The organism is Nocardia fodinahabitans (genome assembly GCF_052983615.1).
In genome coordinates this window covers 2,190,832-2,208,618 of the sequence record NZ_JBRJJC010000001.1, presented here as the reverse complement: position 1 = coordinate 2,208,618, position 17,787 = coordinate 2,190,832, and the positions used below count along the sequence as shown (strand labels likewise).

At 66.0% G+C, this 17,787-nt stretch carries 13 protein-coding genes; 9 read left to right on the top strand and 4 right to left on the bottom strand.

Annotated elements, in window-relative coordinates:
- Nucleotides 1-18: 18 nt before the first annotated feature.
- Nucleotides 19-558, top strand: coding sequence for a helix-turn-helix domain-containing protein (locus NV348_RS10305; RefSeq protein ID WP_062984823.1), 540 nt, complete (start codon nt 19-21; stop codon nt 556-558).
- Between the two features lie 1,045 nt (nt 559-1,603).
- On the opposite strand, the gene NV348_RS10300 is transcribed toward NV348_RS10305, so the two are convergent.
- Together NV348_RS10300 and NV348_RS10295 are read right to left on the bottom strand one after the other, a co-directional pair.
- Nucleotides 1,604-2,950, bottom strand: coding sequence for a site-specific integrase (locus NV348_RS10300; protein ID WP_447146853.1), 1,347 nt, complete (start codon nt 2,948-2,950; stop codon nt 1,604-1,606).
- A gap of 1,257 nt (nt 2,951-4,207) precedes the next feature.
- On the bottom strand, nt 4,208-4,912 hold the full coding sequence (locus NV348_RS10295) for a TetR/AcrR family transcriptional regulator (RefSeq protein WP_447146852.1): 705 nt from the start codon (nt 4,910-4,912) through the stop codon (nt 4,208-4,210).
- A gap of 69 nt (nt 4,913-4,981) precedes the next feature.
- Between NV348_RS10295 and NV348_RS10290 the strand changes: the two genes are divergently transcribed.
- Complete coding sequence (locus NV348_RS10290) at nt 4,982-5,770, top strand: O-methyltransferase (RefSeq protein WP_447146851.1); 789 nt, start codon at nt 4,982-4,984, stop codon at nt 5,768-5,770.
- A gap of 425 nt (nt 5,771-6,195) precedes the next feature.
- Here NV348_RS10290 and NV348_RS10285 read toward each other — a convergent pair whose 3' ends face one another.
- Entirely contained in the window at nt 6,196-8,352 is a 2,157-nt protein-coding gene (locus tag NV348_RS10285; protein WP_447146850.1) for an MMPL family transporter, read from the bottom strand.
- 204 nt (nt 8,353-8,556) lie between these two features.
- Here NV348_RS10285 and NV348_RS10280 point away from each other — a divergent pair, with 204 nt between their 5' ends.
- From NV348_RS10280 to NV348_RS10255, 6 genes are all read left to right on the top strand, one after another.
- Nucleotides 8,557-8,946 (top strand): ArsR/SmtB family transcription factor, encoded by a 390-nt coding sequence (locus NV348_RS10280; protein ID WP_447146849.1) that lies wholly within the window; start codon nt 8,557-8,559, stop codon nt 8,944-8,946.
- A complete protein-coding gene (locus NV348_RS10275) occupies nt 8,943-10,907 on the top strand; it encodes a heavy metal translocating P-type ATPase (protein ID WP_447146848.1) in 1,965 nt (654 codons plus the stop codon). Before NV348_RS10280 ends, NV348_RS10275 begins: the two co-directional genes overlap by 4 nt.
- Nucleotides 10,904-11,434, top strand: coding sequence for a signal peptidase II (gene lspA / locus NV348_RS10270; protein WP_447146847.1), 531 nt, complete (start codon nt 10,904-10,906; stop codon nt 11,432-11,434). The genes NV348_RS10275 and lspA overlap by 4 nt, the downstream gene beginning before the upstream one ends.
- Before the next feature lie 28 nt (nt 11,435-11,462).
- Nucleotides 11,463-12,965, top strand: a complete 1,503-nt coding sequence (locus NV348_RS10265) for an MFS transporter (protein ID WP_447146846.1) — start codon at nt 11,463-11,465, stop codon at nt 12,963-12,965.
- 76 nt (nt 12,966-13,041) lie between these two features.
- Nucleotides 13,042-13,632, top strand: coding sequence for a cadmium resistance transporter (locus tag NV348_RS10260; protein WP_067486369.1), 591 nt, complete (start codon nt 13,042-13,044; stop codon nt 13,630-13,632).
- Nucleotides 13,633-13,767: 135 nt separating this feature from the next.
- A complete protein-coding gene (locus NV348_RS10255; RefSeq protein ID WP_447146845.1) occupies nt 13,768-14,520 on the top strand; it encodes a helix-turn-helix transcriptional regulator in 753 nt (250 codons plus the stop codon).
- 25 nt (nt 14,521-14,545) lie between these two features.
- On the opposite strand, the gene NV348_RS10250 is transcribed toward NV348_RS10255, so the two are convergent.
- The gene (locus tag NV348_RS10250; RefSeq protein WP_447146844.1) at nt 14,546-16,540 is read right to left on the bottom strand and encodes an N-acetylmuramoyl-L-alanine amidase; all 1,995 of its coding nucleotides are present in this window, start codon (nt 16,538-16,540) and stop codon (nt 14,546-14,548) included.
- Between the two features lie 293 nt (nt 16,541-16,833).
- Here NV348_RS10250 and NV348_RS10245 point away from each other — a divergent pair, with 293 nt between their 5' ends.
- Nucleotides 16,834-17,646 carry a sterol desaturase family protein gene (locus tag NV348_RS10245; protein ID WP_447150998.1) on the top strand — a complete coding sequence of 271 codons (813 nt, stop codon included), beginning with the start codon at nt 16,834-16,836 and terminating at the stop codon, nt 17,644-17,646.
- Nucleotides 17,647-17,787: the final 141 nt, after the last annotated feature.

The following is a 17,787-nucleotide window of genomic DNA, read 5'->3' as shown; positions in this document are numbered from 1 at the left end:
GGACTGCGAAACCCTAGCGTGGCGCAGGTCATCCGTGCCAAGGCTCGATGGAACGTGTCCGCGACAGCGCTGGCGAACCGGCTGCATGCGCTGGGTTTGATAGCTGACTGGACGTATCGCGCAGCGTTGGTGGAATTGAGCAAGCGCGGAGTCCGCTCCGCGCGCCCAGGCTCGGCGCTTGTCCACGAATCGTCACAGGTGCTGGGTAAAGTGCTCGCCGGCCTGCATGGGCAAGGGATGACGGTGCGCGACATTGCCAAGGAGTTCGGTCTCACTCCCCAAGGGGTGACCGAGTACCTGTTCGGACTGACGACGACCCAGCACGAAGGTAACGGGTCCGGACGGTCGCGGATGGATCGCTTCGCCCGTGCCTCCCTGTCGTGCGAGATTACGTATCTGCTGGGTGCAGCGCCGAGAACATTGCGTTGCAGGGTGTGCGCACGGCAGAATTTCTCGGACTTCTCGGCGTGCGCACCGGTCGAGTGCGGGTGCACACGGTCAGTTGCACTGTGCGCACGGCTGAACGAGCGTGCGCACAGTGTCGATCTTGGGGGTTAACGTGCGTATGCACCCTGATCGGGGGAGCACAGGATCAGCTGTGGTGGGGCGGGTGAATCCAATCGCGCGAGAAATGGCTGTTGTCCCAGCTCTCGATGTCGTCGGGCGGGCGTCGGCCACCTCACGTTGCGTGCTCTGAAGGCGCCTGCCGCGCAGGCGTGGCCTGGCGGGGATCGTGGGGGTCGGCGCCACGGCATTAGCGTCAATCGGTCTGCGATCGTGGCTCACGTGATCTTGGCCCCGCTCGCCGGAGTAAGAGCTTTCGTCCCTCGATCTGCTCCCCGTACAGAGGACGATCGTCGAGAGCCGTTGATGCCGTGTAGACGGCTCCTGCATGTGAGCCATTCGGGAACTCAGCTCGACTTCTCTGCTTGTCCGCACGGCGTCTTTCGAGAAGGTCGTGAGTGCGATGCTCGGGTGTGTGACGCGCGATCGCTGGGTGCTAGTGGCTGTCGGCGATGCGGCGTTGCGGCGAGATACACGGCTCGGCCAGAAGGTGGTGTGTTGATCATCACGTGTGGATCGGGTCGGGCGGGGCCGTGCCGATCGCTCGTATGGCTTGGCACACTCTCAGGCGGCCTCGATCTGGGGTGCGCGATCGTCGATCTCGACGCAGGGCGAGTGGCTCTCCAACGCGGTGGCAGCGGGCGGGGACCCCACTATGTCACCACTAATTTGGCTGGACACGCCGTTGTCGAGCGTTGTCCAGCGTTGTCGATAGTTGTCGTATCGGAGCGTATTTCCCCAGGTAGGCATGCTGATTTGGTAGACGATGGTTGCCCAGAGTGGGCCACGGTTGTCTATGCCGCGCGCTCCGAGAAGGTCAGGGGTTCGATTCCCCTTAGCTCCACATATGCGCAGGTCAGGCCATGTTTTTGGTCTGATTTGCGGGCTATTTGGTCACCACGAAGTCACCACTAATTCAAATGACGACTATCCGGCGGGGTTCGAGTTGGGCGTTCGTACTTCGAACGGTTTCACGAACGTCTGAATCCGCTACCCGCTACCCGCTACCCGCTACCCGCTACCCGCTACCCGCTACCCGCTACCCGCTACCCGGATCGGCCTTCGAGAGGCCGGTCACCGCTCGGTTGAGGACATCGGCAGCGGCCTTGTGCGGGCGTCCACGTGCCATGTAGTGGCGTTGGGTCATCGCGGGGTCGACATGGCCGAGGACATCGGCGGTGACCCGGGCCGACAGGCCGGCATCGTCGAGGATGGTGGCCACAGCGTGGCGGAAACTGTGTGGGGTGATGTCCTCGGCGAACCCGAGGGCTTCGCGGACACGCTGCCAGCCATGTCCGACGTTCTGTGGGTCACGCAACGTCCCCACCGCTGAGGGGAAGACCAGGTCCAGGACCTCGGTGCCGGGGTCCGGAGGAGAAGCTGGTCGCCGGTTCGCCATGGCGGTTTTGCGGCGTTTGAGCATTTCCACCGCGAAACCGGGCAGGGCGATGGTGCCGGTCCGGTTCTTCGGGTCGTCTTTCCTGGTGACCCGGACCAGTCCTTTGCCGGCGACGCGGACTAGTTTTCCGGTGGGGCGCAGTGTTGCGGCGTCGAGGTCGATGTCGGTCCACAACAGTGCGAGCATTTGCGAGCGGCGCAGGCCGGTGGCGGCGTAGAGGGTGATGACGTCGGCGAGGTCGGCGCTTTCGCAGTAGGCGGCGACCGTCGGCGGGGTGTAGGCCTTGACCGGTGTGCCGCGATCTCGTTCTGCCTTGGCGAGCTGTCGCGGGCACGGGATCTGAGAGGTGCGGACGGCGGAGAGGATGAACCGCAGTTCGTCGGTGGTGAGGTCGCCGGCGCCGCCGGTGCGGCCTTTGGCTTCGATGTTTTTCGGCATCTGGACCTCGCGGACCGGGTTGACTTCGAGGGGACTGGTGCGGACGGCGTAGCGGAACATCCCGGAGAGCACGATGCGCCCGGTGCGCATGTTCGAAGGGCCCCTGGCTTTTCCGACTTCGGTGAGGAAGGTTTCGATGGCTGAGGTGGTGACTTCGAACAGGCGCCGGTCACCGAAGGCGGTGTTGAACATTTTGGCGATTTCGTCGTAGCGGGCGATGGTGGATTCGGTGCGGTCTTGTGCGATGAGACTCGCGCGGTAGCGGACCCACAAGTCGCGCACGGTCATGGATGTGGACAGTTCGCCGCCGAGGCCGACGGTGATGACGGCTGCGGCGGCCATGACGGCGTCGAGGGCTCGTTGGCCGGTGCGGTCGGGGATCGGGCGGTGGCGGGAGTCGAGCTTGGTCGGGGACACACGCATGAGCTCGCGTCGTTTTCCGGAGGAGTCGCGGACCCGGACGCGGGCTTTCCAGTGCCCGGGAGCGAGTTCGGTGAGCATCGGTTTGCCGGGGACCCCGAGGGGCCGGGGTGGTCTACCGCGGGTCATGGGTGCACCGATTGAGTCGGTTGTTGTGGGTGGCGGCTGTCTTAGTGTGGTGTGGCAACGAAATCCCTTCCGCTCGGTGAGTTGGGGAGCCGGCGTCGTCTGCGGGTGAAGTTCGGGGTTCAACCTCGCGCAATGCGCGTCGACCACGCGGCATCGGTCCACTTGACCTGTGTCTGGGGAGGCGACTTCTTCGAATGCGCAGCTCTAGCGGCTGCTCCGACCATCACGGTGGCGGCGGCGGTCGACCGTGTAAAGGATTGCTCTGTCGCGCGGGAGGCGCCATGACCGTCTACCTGGCCCTGAACTAGCGCACCGGGTCCTGATTCGGTGTCGTCGAGTTAGTCCATTTCGGCGAGAGCGACGACGACTGCGAGACCTGTTACGCCGCCGGTGAACTGTTCGGTGTGCGCGTCGACGGCCGCCCCCTCGCGAGCGGGGATGAAGCCTCCCGATCGAGTTGCGGCACCTTGGCGTATGCGTGCTCCCCGGGCGAGCGGAATGAAGCCAGGGTGGGGGAGGTGCACCTGTCCGGCCTACAGTGCTCCCCGCCCGAGCGGGGATGAAGCCACCGCCGATCCTATTAAAGGCAAGTCATGAGACTGCATGCCGCTGCGGGAGATGCCGATGATGATCATCTCCGTGTCGTGGGTATCGGCGAGTTCGGCCAGCATCTGTGCTGAGGGATCGCATCGGCTGTAGCGCGTGCAGTTCTGATGTGCTGTCGCAGGTTCGTGTCCTCGGCAGGACACACAAAACATGGGGAACCGGAAAACGCCTGGTCATCGCGGATGCCTATCCGATCTGACGATGCTGATCGGCCGGTCGGAATGGTTTCTGTTCCCCTCTTCGAGGGATCCACACGTCGGGGCGTGTCGAAGAGGGGAACGGGGACGACCCGCGGTTTCGCGCGGTCCGTTGAGGATCGAAGCCGACTACCAACCGTAGGCTGCCCCGTCAGTGAACATGGGACACCGAACCGCTGAGTGGGTCAGGGGTTCGAGTCTCCTTAGCTCCGCAGAAACAGCAGGTCAGGCCCAATCTAAGACCAAGATCAAGCGTGTCCATCACCCGGGTCAGGGCCCTACCCCACGTTTTGGTCCTGTATTTCCGTCCACAGAAACATTGCGGCATTGAAGAAGGCGTCCGCTGGGTCGACCAGTGGGACACCAAACCCCCGCCCGTTCGTCTGGCGCAAGACTGCCGACGAGATTCTCGACTCCTCGCAAGATATCTGCAACGGATTTCAGACGCGGAACACTAGCGCTCGCGCAGCCGGATGATGGTGTGGGCGATGTCGTCCACCATGCGGTCGAACATTTCATCGGGGCCGGTGCGTGAAACGTCCATGGCTTCGCGCAGATGCGGCACGTCGAGGTCCGGGAACTGATCGAGCCAGGACCGCGGCATCGGAGAGTCATCGACAACATTCTGGCCGATGTCATGGCGGTAATCGATGAGCAGTGCGAAGGCGTACAGCCGCAAGGTCAGGTCGCGGTGCACGAACAGCGCGTCGGGCATGCTCAGGCCGAGGTCGGTCAGGAACCCGAGGAAAGCGTCGGGCGCGGTGAGGCGCGTCGGATGCAGGCGCACGTCGCCGACTTGCTCGTCGAGAGAGAACAGCAGCGCACGCGGGTGCGCACGGTTCGTTTCGCGTCGCAGGCGGCAGTACTCGGCAAAGCTGGCACGCCAATCGTTCGGATCGAGATCGGGCTCAGGCCATTTCGCCATCCAGAGCTCGACCGCCCGGTCGACGACATCCTGCCGATCGCGGACATGGCGATATAGCGCACGCACGGTCACCTCGAGATGTTCGGCGAGGACCTGCATCGTCACCGCGCGGAACCCGTCGCGCCCGGCCAACTCGAGCATGGCCGCGGCGATCAGGTCGGCGTTGAGCGTCGGCCGCCCGCCCCGGGTGACCGGACTTCGGCGCTGACGCCCTGGTGAAAGCTGGTCCGGCATTCCTGCACGATAACCCAGCCGCTTGACGTTCGCATAGCATTGACATTAATGCGGGGCGGTCGCAGACTGGTGACGGTCGCCTCCAAGGACAGCGGAACCTCCACTCGCCGAAATATGTCCGGCCGCCATGCCGCACAACGAATTCCAGCAAGAAAGGTTGTCACCGTGACGCAGAGCGAACTGCGAAACCCGCACCTCGATCAGCTGATCGCCGAGCTGCAGCGGCGAAGCACCGACCAGATCGTCGATATCCGTGACCATTTCATCGCACGCGCCGAACGCGGCGAAGCGCTCGATCCAGGAACGATCGACGACGACGCCACTCGGTTCCTCGCCGACAAATTCGTCGCTCTCGACCACGACAAGGCACTGTTCTGCCACCGTCTCTGCCTCGCACTCCGCGCGAAATGCGCTGTAGAAGTGGGCACTTCGTACGGCGTCTCTACCCTCTATCTCGCCCAGGCGATCCACCTGGTCGCCACCGAAGACGGAGAACCCGGTGTGGTCATCGGCACCGAACACGAACCCGCCAAGGCCGCCACGGCGCGCAAACACCTCACCGCCGCCGGCCTCGACCGCTACGTCGATCTCCGCGAGGGCGATCTCCGCGAAACCCTCCAGCACATCGATCAACCCATCGATTTCGCACTGATCGACATCTGGCCGGTCATGGCCCGCCCCGCAATCGAATTGATCGCACCCCACCTTCGCCGCGGCGCCATCGTCATCGTCGACAACACCGAGAACCGCCCACCGAGCTACCGCGACCTGTTCGACTTCATCGATGACCCCCTCAATGGGTTCACAACCCAAACGCTGCCATTCGAGGGCGGTTTGGAGATGGCCGTCAAGCTCTAACGGCGTCGGTTGTGCCCTGAGTTCTGCCACCCTCGACAACGACTCCACCGGGCGGCCACCATGGAGCACGAGGGGCTCTCCATGGGACGGCGAGGGCTGTAACCGTTCGTCGCCGACCCTTGCGGGCTGACACGCCGACTTCGACCCGGTTCGATCTGAACCTCGTCGATGACGACGAGACTGCTGGGCGTGAACTCGCGGCGGCCGAGTCGGGCTGTTGCTCGTTGTTCACCTTCACGTTCGATGCCATCGGGTCGCGATCGACAATGCGCATCGACGTCTCCACGTCCCAGGTCGCGGTACTGGACGCACTCGCAGTCAGAGGGGATCTCGCGACCACTCGGGAGACCCCGTGACTGTGCTACGCACTGGCGAGGTGGCTGCCGCTTCAGGGCTCGCGAATGCGACTCGTCGTGATCGCGGTGCTATTCATCGGCGGTTCGCCTTTTTGGCGAGCGGATGCTGGGGAGGGTCGGTAGCCACCAGTTCCAGCCGCCGAGCAGTCGCATGAGGGCTGGGACGAGGATGAGGCGGATCAGGGCGGCGTCGATGGCGACCGCGAGCGCGAGCGCGAGTCCGAGTTGTTTGAGCTCCAGGATGTCGGCGGTGAGGAAGCTGGCGAAGATGGCGATCATGATCGCGGCGGCCGCGGTGATCGGGCGGGCGGTGTGGGTGAGTCCGGCCGCGACGGCGTGCTGGTTGTCGCCGGTGGCGTCCCAGTATTCGCGCATGCGGCGGATGAGGAAGACCTCGTAGTCCATCGAGAGCCCGAATAGCAGCGCGAACACGACGGTGGGCAGGTAGACCTGCACGAAGCCGGGACTGGTGAAGTCGAGGAGGTTTTCGCCGAGGCCCCATTGGAATACCGCGACGGTGATGCCGAGGGCGGCGCCGGTGGCGAGCAGGTTCATCGCGATGGCCTTGACCGGCAGGGCGACGCTGCGGAACGCGGCGATGAGGAAGATCAGCGAGGCGGTCAGCACCAGGGCCACGACGAGCGGGAGTTTGGAGGTCATTTCGTCGGAGAGGTCGACGAATTCGGCGGTGCTGCCGCCGATGCGGATCTCGAGTCCGGCCGTGTCAGCTGCTGCGTTGCGGAGGTCGCGGATGAGGTCGGTGGCCTCCATCGAGTCGAACGCGACCGACGGGATCGCCATCGCCAGCGCTCGACCGTCGTTGAGTTGGGTGGGGAGAACGGTGTCGATGCGATCGTCGTCGGCGATCTCGGTCAGGAATCGGTTGACTCGTTCGGAGGCGTCCCCGGTGAGTGGGGCGCCGCCAGGACCGGTGGCGATGATGTCGACCGGTGCGAGTGCTCCGGCAGGGAAGTTGGTAGTCAGCGCGGTGGTGGCGCGTCCGGTGGGGGTGTCGTCGAGTGCGCTGGTGCCCATGTCGAGGCCGTAGCGGATCCCGAATACCGGGAGTGCGGCGATGATCAGTACCGCGACGGCGGCCGTGCCGAACAGGACTGGTCGGCGCATAACGAGATACGCCCAGCGCGCCCAGCGACCACGGCTGCCATCACGAAGGCTGGTGGCGGTGTCGGCGGGGCGCCAGCGGGCCGGGAGCGCACCGCGGTTGACAGAGGAGCCCAGCGCGGCGAGCAGGGCGGGGAGCAGGGTGACGGCGACGACGAGCATGCTGGTGACGGCGGTGGCGACGCCGATGGCGATGCCACGGAAGATCGGTGCCTGGATGATGATCAACGCGCACAGCGAGATCATCACCACCAAGCCCGAGACCAGAATCGTCTTGCCCGCTGTGGCCAGTGAGCGGCCGACAGCGGCCGTGATCGCGGCGTGGTCGGCGACGGCGTGGTGGGCGAGTTCTTCGCGGAAACGGCTGACGATGAACATCGCGTAGTCGATGCCGACGCCTAGGCCCACCATGGTGGCCATGGCCACGGTCAGCGAATCGAACGCGGTCACGGTGGTGAGGGTGAACAACACCCCGACCGTGGTCAGTAACCCGGCGATGGCGACTCCGATCGGGACCGCCGCGGCGGCGAGCGCGCCTAGCGCGAGGACGAGCAGGATCAGGGCGACCGGGATGCCGATCGCCTCGGCGCGGGCCAGATCGGCGTTTTGTAGTTCAGTGGCCGCGTTCTGTACTGCCGAATATCCGGTCAGCCCTACTTCGATGGAGTCCTCGCCGGTGGTGGTGATGGCGTCTTGCAGGTCGCGGGCGACCCTCGCGCGTTCCGCCATGTCGCCGCCCATCCCTGCCAGTGCGATCGCGACGTGTCCGTCGGCCGAGATCTGGGCTCCGGGTAGCCCGTCGTAGGGGCCGACGACATCGACTACACCCTGCACCTCCTTGGCCGCGGTGGCCGTGTGAGTGACCACTGCACGGAAGTCGGTGTCGTCGGCGGTGAGGCCGGATGATCGGAGCACGATGACCGCCTGCTCGGCGCCGAACTGCGGGAAGTGCTGGGCAACAAGGCGATCGACCTCGCTGGACTCGGAGCCCTCGACCCCGAAGTCCATGGCACCGAGCCGGTTCTCCAGTAGTGGGTAGGCCACCGCGCACACCGCCAGCAGTAGCCCCCAGATCGCCAGGACCGCGCGTCTGCGTCGGGCCATGAGGACCCCCCACCGATACAGCAGCCCTGGTGAGCCGGGTGGCACTGGTTTCTGAGGTGACCTCTCGATGACATTTGGCTGCTGGTTCACGTGTTCTCCTCCGTAGCCGACCATCATTGATCGTCGAATGACGATGTGATCGTTGAAATGAGATTAATCACGAGAGCGGTCGATATCAATACCTTTTGTCGCTATCATCGCCATATGACGATTAATGAGGGCGAGGGTTGCCTCGTCGAGACGCAGGGGTTGGACCCAGCGGTGGCGTTGTTTCACAGCCTCTCGGATGGGACCAGGTTGGCGATTGTCCAGCGGTTGGCGTGCGGGGAAGCGCGGGTCGCGGATCTGATGGCCGGGCTCGGGCTGGCGCAGTCGACGGTGTCGGCGCACGTGGCGTGCCTGCGTGACTGTGGGCTGGTCGTGGGTCGTCCGCAGGGCAGGCAGGTGTTCTACAGCTTGGCCCGTCCCGAGCTGATGGATCTGCTCGCCTCGGCGGAGACCCTGCTCGCGGCGACCGGTAGCGCGGTGGCGTTGTGCCCGAACTACGGCACCGACGCCACCGCGACAGAGACCACCACGGAGGTACAAGCATGAGCGACGCATGCGGCTGCGGCCACGACGAACCCACCGCAGACGGCGAGGCCGAGGAGCGGGAACCCGAAAAGCTCTGGGAGGTCAGCGAACTACGCGCCGCCGCAGTGGCCGGAGTGCTGCTGGTCGCGGCACTGATCGTCGGCTGGACCGGCGGCCCCGGCCCGGTCGAACTGGGCCTCGAGATCGCGGCACTGCTGGTCGGCGCCTACACCTTCGTCCCCTCCACGCTGAAACGCCTCGCCAAAGGCAAGATCGGTGTCGGCACGCTGATGACGATCGCCGCGATCGGAGCGGTGATCCTCGGCGAGGTCGGCGAAGCCGCGATGCTCGCGTTCCTGTTCTCGATCAGCGAAGGACTTGAGGAATACGCGGTCGCCCGCACTCGCCGCGGTCTGCGCGCCCTGCTGAACCTGGTCCCCGACCGCGCCACGGTGCTGCGCGAGGGCACCGAGACCGTGATCAGCCCGGCGGAGCTGCGGGTGGGGGACCGGATGCTGGTTCGCCCCGGCGAGCGAGTCGCGACCGATGGTGTGATCGTCGAAGGCCGTAGTGCGCTGGATGTTTCGGCGATCACCGGCGAGTCGGTACCTGTCGAGGCCGGTCCGGGCGCGGAGGTGTTCGCGGGGTCGATCAACGGCACCGGGGTGCTGACCGTCGAGGTCACCACGACCGCTGAAGACAACTCGTTGGCGCGGATCGTGCGGATCGTGGAGGCCGAGCAGGCCCGCAAGGGCGATGCGCAACGCCTGGCCGACAAGATCGCCAAACCGCTGGTGCCCGGCATTATGATCGCGGCCGCCGCGATCGCGGTGATCGGTGCGGTCTTCGGGGATCCGGTGACCTGGATCGAGCGTGCGCTGGTGGTGTTGGTCGCGGCATCGCCGTGTGCGCTGGCGATCTCGGTGCCGGTCACCGTCGTTGCCGCGATCGGTGCGGCGAGTAAGTTGGGTGTGCTGGTCAAGGGTGGTGCCGCACTCGAGGCGATGGGTCGGGTGCGCGAGGTCGCGTTGGACAAGACCGGGACGCTGACCGCGAACAAGCCTGCTGTCGTCGAGATCTCGACGGTCACCGGCGTCGAGCAGGCAACAGTGCTCGCTGTCGCCGCGGCGCTGGAATCGCGCAGCGAACATCCCCTCGCCCGCGCCATCCTCGCGGCCGTTGACACCTTCACCCCGGCGACCGACGTCGAGGCCGTCACCGGTGCAGGGCTGACCGGCCTGGTCGACGGGCGTGCGGCGCGGCTGGGCCGCCCGGGCTGGATCGAACCCGGTGCACTGGCTGCCGATGTGGAGCGAATGCAGCACGCGGGGGCGACCGCGGTGCTGATCGAACTCGACGACCAGGTGATCGGCGCGATCGCGGTGCGCGATGAACTGCGACCCGAGGCGCGCGAGGTCATCGACCGGTTGCACGCCTTGGGTATTCGCGTGTCGATGCTCACCGGTGACAACGCTCGCACCGCCGCCGCTTTGGCCGCCGAGGCGGGGATCGAGGACGTGCACGCGGACCTGCGCCCCGAGGACAAGGCCCGCATCGTGGGCGAACTGCGCACCGACCGGTTCACCGCGATGGTCGGCGACGGCGTCAACGACGCCCCCGCCCTGGCCACCGCCGACCTCGGTGTGGCGATGGGTGCGATGGGGACTGACGTGGCTATCGAGACCGCCGATGTGGCGTTGATGGGCGAGGACCTGCGGCACCTGCCGCGCGCGCTCGAGCACGCTCGCCGCGCCCGGCGGATCATGTTGCAGAACGTCGGTTTGTCGCTGGGGTTGATCACGATCCTCATTCCGCTGGCCCTGTTCGGGGTGCTCGGGTTGGCGGCGGTGGTGCTCGTTCACGAGCTCGCCGAGATCGTCGTCATCGCCAACGGCGTCCGCGCCGGACGCACGAAATCCCTTGCCTCGCTGCCGGATTCGGTGGCGAAGCCCGCCCCGGTGCTGACCGGAGTCACCGCATGATCGCCACTACGTCGTCTGCTCCCACCATCTCGCGGTGGGGGCGGCGACTGCGGTTGGCCACCGCCGCGGCTGTACTCGCCGGCCTCGACCTCGCACTCAAGGCGTGGGCGCAAACCGCGCTGGACGGGTCGCCGATCGAGGCGGGACCGGTGGATCTGCGGTTGGCATTCAACCCAGGTGCTGCGTTCTCGATCGCCGCCGACGCACCGAGCTGGGTGATGCTGTCCATCACCACGTTGATCACCACCGCGGTCGCAGTGGGCGGATGGGTCATCGCGCCGCGCGCGAACTTGCTCACCAGGGTCGCGCTCGCCGCGATCTTGGGCGGTGCCGCCGCCAATGTCATCGACCGGGTGCCCGACGGCTTGGTCACCGACTACCTGCATACCGGCTGGTGGCCCACCTTCAACCTCGCCGACACCTTCATCGTGTTCGGCGCGATCGCCCTCATCATCACGACTCTGATCGGAAATTCCGATGAGCGAGAACAACTCTCACCCGATCATCACACCGACAATCGGGACTGAACCGAGCGCGTCGCGTCGGTGGGCAGGGTTGGCGGCGCTGGTCGTCGCCCTGCTCACCGTCGGGTTGGACCTCATGGTCCTCAACGTCGCCCTGCCCACGCTGGCGCAAGACCTGGGCGCGAGCACGACCCAGTTGCAATGGATCGTCAACGCCTACACCCTCGTCTTCGCCGCGCTCATGCTGCCCGCAGGCGGATTCGGGGACCGCTACGGACGCAAACGGCTGCTGCTGGTTGGCTTGGTCGTCTTCGTCGCCGCTTCGGCATGGGCCGCCTACAGCGGATCCACCGGCTCGCTGATCGCTGCCCGCGCCGTCATGGGCATCGGGGCCGCGATCATCGTCCCCCTGTCGCTGGGGATCCTGCCGACCCTGTTCAGCCCCGACCAGCGTCGTCGCGCGATCGCGGTGTGGGTCGGCGCACTGGGCGTCGGCCTGCCATTGGGCCCGATCGTCGGCGGCTGGCTCTTACAGCACTTCTGGTGGGGTGCGGTATTTCTCATCAACGTCCCAGTCGGCGTCGCCGCGTTGGTCGCCTGTGTCGTGCTGTTGCCCGAATCGGCAGATCCGCACGCACCGCCGCTGGATTGGCTCGGAATCATCACCGCCGTGCCCGGTACAGCGGCGGTGGTGTTCGCCGTCATCCAAGCTCCCGAGTACGGGTGGACCGACCCCGTCGTGCTCACCACTTCCGCGGCCGGTGTCGCACTGATCGTCGGATTTCTGGTGTGGGAACGGCATACCCGCCACCCCCTGGTCGATCTGGCACTGTTCACCAACCCGACCTTCACCTGGCCCACCCTCGCCGCCACCGCGGGCACCTTCACTCTCGTCGGGGTGCTGTTCGTGTTGCCGCAATACCTGCAGATCCTGCGCAACTACGACGCCTTCGGCACCGGCCTGCGTCTCGTCCCTTTGGTGCTGGCGATCATCGTCGCCGCAACGGCGGTCGACAAGATCGTCACCCGCATCGGCGCCAAGATCCCGATCGTCACCGGAATGGTGATCGCCGCAGCAGGATTCGTACTCGCTTCCCGCATCTCCGTCGACTCCGGCTACGGCTTCGTCGCGGTGTGCCTGGCGGTGGTCGGCCTGGGCGCTGGGCTGGCGTTGGCACCAGCGGTCGATGCGGTCATGGCGAGTCTGCCCGAAAACCGTAGCGCCGCAGGGGCTGGGCTGCTGATGGCCATTCGACAGGTCGGTGCCGCGTTCAGCATCGCCGTCCTGGGCTCCCTGCTCACCGTGGTCTACACCCGCGAGCTCGACCCCCACCTGAGCAGCCTGCCTGAACCAGTGCTGAGTGCGGCCCGCGACAACCTTGCCGGAGCGCAACTGGTCGCCACCCAGCTTCCCGGCCCAGCCGGTGCGGATCTGGCCGCCACCAGCGCCCACGCCTACACAGCAGCCATATCCGCGGTGTTCCTGGCCAGCGCCGCCGTCAGCGCACTACTCGCGGTGGCCATCGCTGCCAAACTCCCCAAACAGACACCCCCGCAAGAGCTGATCACCGGTCCGCGAACCGGGATGGGATAGACAGTCCAGTAGGGCGCGGCGCGTCATCCCTGTCCCGCCGCATCGCAGCGCAACTTCGAGAAAGGCACCCGCCAGCATGGTTACCTCGATCCTGCAGGCCATCGGGCTCTTCCTGGTGACCAACATCGACGACATCATCGTGCTCTCACTGTTTTTCGCCCGCGGCGCGGGAACCCGTGGAACTACGGTCGCCATAGCGACGGGACAATATCTCGGTTTCGGAGCGATCCTCGGCGCCTCCATCCTCGTCTCCCTGGGCGTGACGGCGTTGCTACCGGAAGAAGCGATCGCCTACTTCGGGTTGATACCTCTGCTGCTCGGTTTGCTCGCCGCCTGGAGGGCGTGGCGAAACAACGGCGATGACGATGAACGCCTCGGCGGCAAGAAGGTAGCCGTCTGGACGGTGGCTGCGGTGACTTTCGCCAACGGAGGCGACAACATCGGCGTCTACGTCCCCGTTTTCGCCACCGTGGGAACGGCGGCGATCATCGCCTACTCCGTCGTGTTTTTGCTGCTGGTCGGGCTACTGGTGTTCACCGCCAAGTTCCTCACCACCCGCAAGGGGATTGCCGAGATCTTGGAACGGTGGGAACACGTCCTCTTCCCGCTCGTGCTGATCGTGCTCGGCATCGTCATCCTCGTCAGCGGCGGCGCATTCGGCCTCTGACCGTACAGCCGCCCCGGGTCTGCACACCACATCATCACCCCGAGAGGCCATCACCGTGATACGTCCGTACACGAGCTCGAGTGGATCACCGTCGAGGACTGAGCACCGGCGGCGTCCTCACCGCAGCGATCCGAGATGAGACCCACCGCGCACAACTGGTCCGGAGGGATCGCGCTGACTCCCGGGCTCATGACCTTCACCGGCGACATCGGCGACGCAGCTGCCCACGCCCACGCCGCAGTCCAGGTGCTCTTCGTCGCGCGCGGTCGACTGACCCTGACCGACGCGGCCGGACACACCACACCCGCCCGTGCCGCGATCATCCCACCCGGCGTGGTCCACCAGGTTCACACAGACCACGGCACCAGCGGATTCCTCGCGTTCCTCGATCCCGACAGCGTGACCGCCCACGCTGCGCTGGCCCGACTGGACGGGAAAACGCGCCAGGCAGCTACCAGCTGGGTCAGCGTCGCCGCGCCCGCACCGCCCACGCCTGTCGGCGACCCGATCACCTCGGTGGTGCGCCGGTCGTCGCACCCGGTCGTGGCGCAGGCGCTGAGGCGGGCAACCGACTGGTTGGGAGGGCCGCCCTCGCTGGGCGCGCTTGCCGCCGACATTGGCATTTCGGCGAGTCAGCTATCCCACCTGTTCACCGCCCAGGTCGGCTTGCCGTATGTGGCGTGGCGGCGGTGGATCCGGCTCCGGCTAGGGTTCGCCGTTGTGCGTGAAGGCGGATCCCTGACCGAAGCCGCGCACACGGCGGGGTTCGCCGACAGTGCACACCTCACCCGCACCTGCCGCGACCTGATCGGCATCTCTCCGACCGAAGCGCTCATCGCCACCGGATGGCGGCCACCACCAGCACGGGACCGAGCCATCACCGGATGATGCTGATCGCGGCGCGCGGGCTACGTCACTGCCCGGCCACCGGCACCTCGCCCGGAACAGTTCCCGCCGGTTCAGGCGCTGGGGGAGCATCTGCTGAAACTGGTGGAGCTGGCCCTGGTTCAGGCGTCGGGGACGCCGCAGATGGCATCGGATGATCGGAGGCCGATCGGGGCAGCCCGAGCGTGGTGACGACACCGGTCGCCTGGTTGAACACCAACGCCCCGCGACCGAAATCGACGCGCACACCGCCCGGGACGGGGTACTCGTTGCTGCGTGGCGCACCCAGCACACCGGTGTTTCCGCCGAGCTGAGCGAATCGTTGCCCGATGCGCCCGGTTACTTCGTAGACCTGGCCGCCGGGGGCTTGGAACAGGTAGCCGTTGACGAACCTGGCGTATTGTCCCCCCTCCGCGGTGGGCACCGGCTCCGAGGCGGCCAACCCGAGCCGCCCCTGCGGTCCACCGGTATCGACCCAACGCCGAGCCAACACATTTCGGTCGACCAGATCCAACAGTTTGCCCGTCAATGCGGCCAACGCCGACACATCGACATCGGAATCGGAATCGGAATCGGGCTGCGCGGGTACCGGTACCGAATCCTGCCCGCCCAGAGTTTGTCTGGGCGCCGCGCCCGAACTCACACCCGCCGCGATCGAACGGATCCGATCCATAAGGGCATAGGCGGCGTCCCCGGCGCAGGCGGTGTTGCCGACATCGCGGTGGGAGAACACCACCGGCAACTGCACCTGTTCCCCCTCACCGTACGGGGTGAATTCGGTGCCCTCGGAGATCATGGTCGTGGTCCCTCGCGGATTCAAACCCGCTACGCGAGCGCGCCACCCGATGAACTTGCCCATTGCGGTGATCGCCGCCTGGGACGGTTCCTCGGATTCGTGATTACCCATGAACGCCACCCCGGCGGTGTTCTCGTTGAACCCGCCGGTGTGCGCGCCCTGCACCGGTCGGTCCAGTCCACCGAAGTGTCCCTCGAAGATCTGACCGTATTTGTCCACGAGCGCGTGGTAGCCGATATCGCACCACCCCAGCGTTTCGGCATGGTAGGCGTAGATGCCGCGCACGATCGCCGCGGACTCGGCCTTGCTGTAGTCGTTGCGCCCCGCGGTGTGATGCACCACGATCCCGCCCAGACCGTCGTCGTAGGTCGGATCCTCGCATCGAATCGATTCGTCGGCACCCCACTGGGAACGGCTGATCACCCGAGGCCCGCCACCGGCCAGCGGTGCCGCGATCGCCGACAGGTTCTCCTCACCACGACGGGGATCGAGCAACACCGCGCTCATCTCCGGGACCGCGATCCCGAGGTGGTCCGGGCCCGCGACCGGCCGCGGTCCCTGGAACTGAGGGTGGTCTGTCGCGGCGGATTGGCGGGTGCTCAGGATTTGCACCGCGTCGGTGTCACCCACATAGACCGGTTCGCTTCCCTGCATGCGACCCGGGCCCGGGCGACGGGCCGCGACACTGTCGTCGGTCCCGGCTTCGAACCACGGACCCCATGAACCGTCGAGTTGGCGGGCCCGCACCATCGTGGTGATGCCCTCCAGATTCGGCGCGGTCAAACCGATCATGCTGAACCGGCTCTGGTGGGTGAGCTCTGTGACCTGGGCGCCGACCCGATCGGTCAACTGCTCGGGCACCACACCTGGATCCAACGCCGAGGTCCAGGCTGATATCGGCGCAGCCCCCTCGCTGGCGATGAACCCGATCTGCCCGACCCGGGGGCCCTCCGGCAACGGTGGTGCGCCGGGTACGAGCCGAAGATCGGAAACTCTCAGGTCCGGCAACTGCATGCCGGTCAGCTCGCGTAACGGCAACACCACGGTCGGTGCCCCCGACAGCCCGACCTGGGTGGTCGCAGTAGGCGAAGGACCGTCGGCTTCACTGTCGTTGGAGAACCGGAACTGCCCCCCGCTATCGAGGAAACCGGCCGTGACCGGCGCCGCGACCACAGCCACCGCGAACAGGGGAAGCACATAGGTTCGTTTGCGGGTGTAATTCGGCACCAGTACTCCTATTTGGTAGAAACCGCGATGGCGGGTCCGAACCGTCCGGTCCCGAACTGACACCACCGATCACACCAACCACAACCACCCCAAAGAATGAAGTGTTACTTGAGACTGTAGCCAGGATGTAGCCGTACGTCGGCGCGACACCCGGATCGCTCGCCAGATCGATGAGCCGTCACCGGCCCGGGTAGTCAGCTGATTTCTTCAAGCCCGCCCTGCCGCCTGGGTGCGAAGTTGAACCCGTGTCCACACTGATCTCGCCTCTCATCCGCTATGGCTACCCGCCGTTGATGCTGCTCGGCATCAACGGCACCGGAATCGCCCTAGCCGCCACCGGAGCCAACAAACTCTGGCTCATTGCCCTGCTTGCGCTCGCGGTTGTGGTCTCCTTCGCCGCCGAACGTCTCCTGCCGTATCAAACGGCCTGGAACAACTCCCACGGTGACACCGGCCGCGACACCGCCCATGTCTTCGTCAACGAAACCCTCATCCTCGGCAGCGTGGCCGCCATCCCGGTCCTGGCCGCGGTGATTCCCGGTGATGGAATCTGGCCGGGAGGTTGGCCTTTCGCCGTCCAAGTGGTGGTCGCGATCCTCGTCGCCGACCTCGGCATCACCCTGGCGCACTACGCCAGCCACAAAATCGGTGTCCTGTGGCGGTTCCACGCCGTGCATCACAGCGTGCAACGCTTCTATGGGCTCAACGGACTGATGAAACACCCCCTGCACCAAATGATCGAGATGACCGCCGGAGTCACCCCACTGCTCCTGGTCGGGATCCCGGTCCCGGTCGCAGCAGCGCTGTCGCTGGCGGTGGCGGTGCAGCTGCTGCTGCAACACTCCAACGCCGACTACCGAGTCGGTCCTTTCAAACACGTCCTGGCGCTCAACGAAGGCCACCGCTTCCACCACCTCAAATGGGCCGGCATCGGTGACGTCAACTTCGGGCTGTTCACCCTGGTCTGGGATCACCTGCTGCGTACTTACAGCTACGACCCACACCGGCGCTTCACCAGCGCCGACCTCGGTATGGCCGCCAAGCCGGACTATCCCACCGGCTACCTCGCCCAGCTCACCGAACCCTTCACCCGCCACGGCGCGTGAACCGTTCCCTAGCTCAACCCGTTGCGACTTGGAGAGGATTGTTTCAATGCACCGGGAGCGCCCAGCTCGGGTTGCGGCAACCGGTGCCGGTACCACCGGAGCTGGCGGCATTGCTGCCTGAGGATGTGGTGTTCGTGCTGG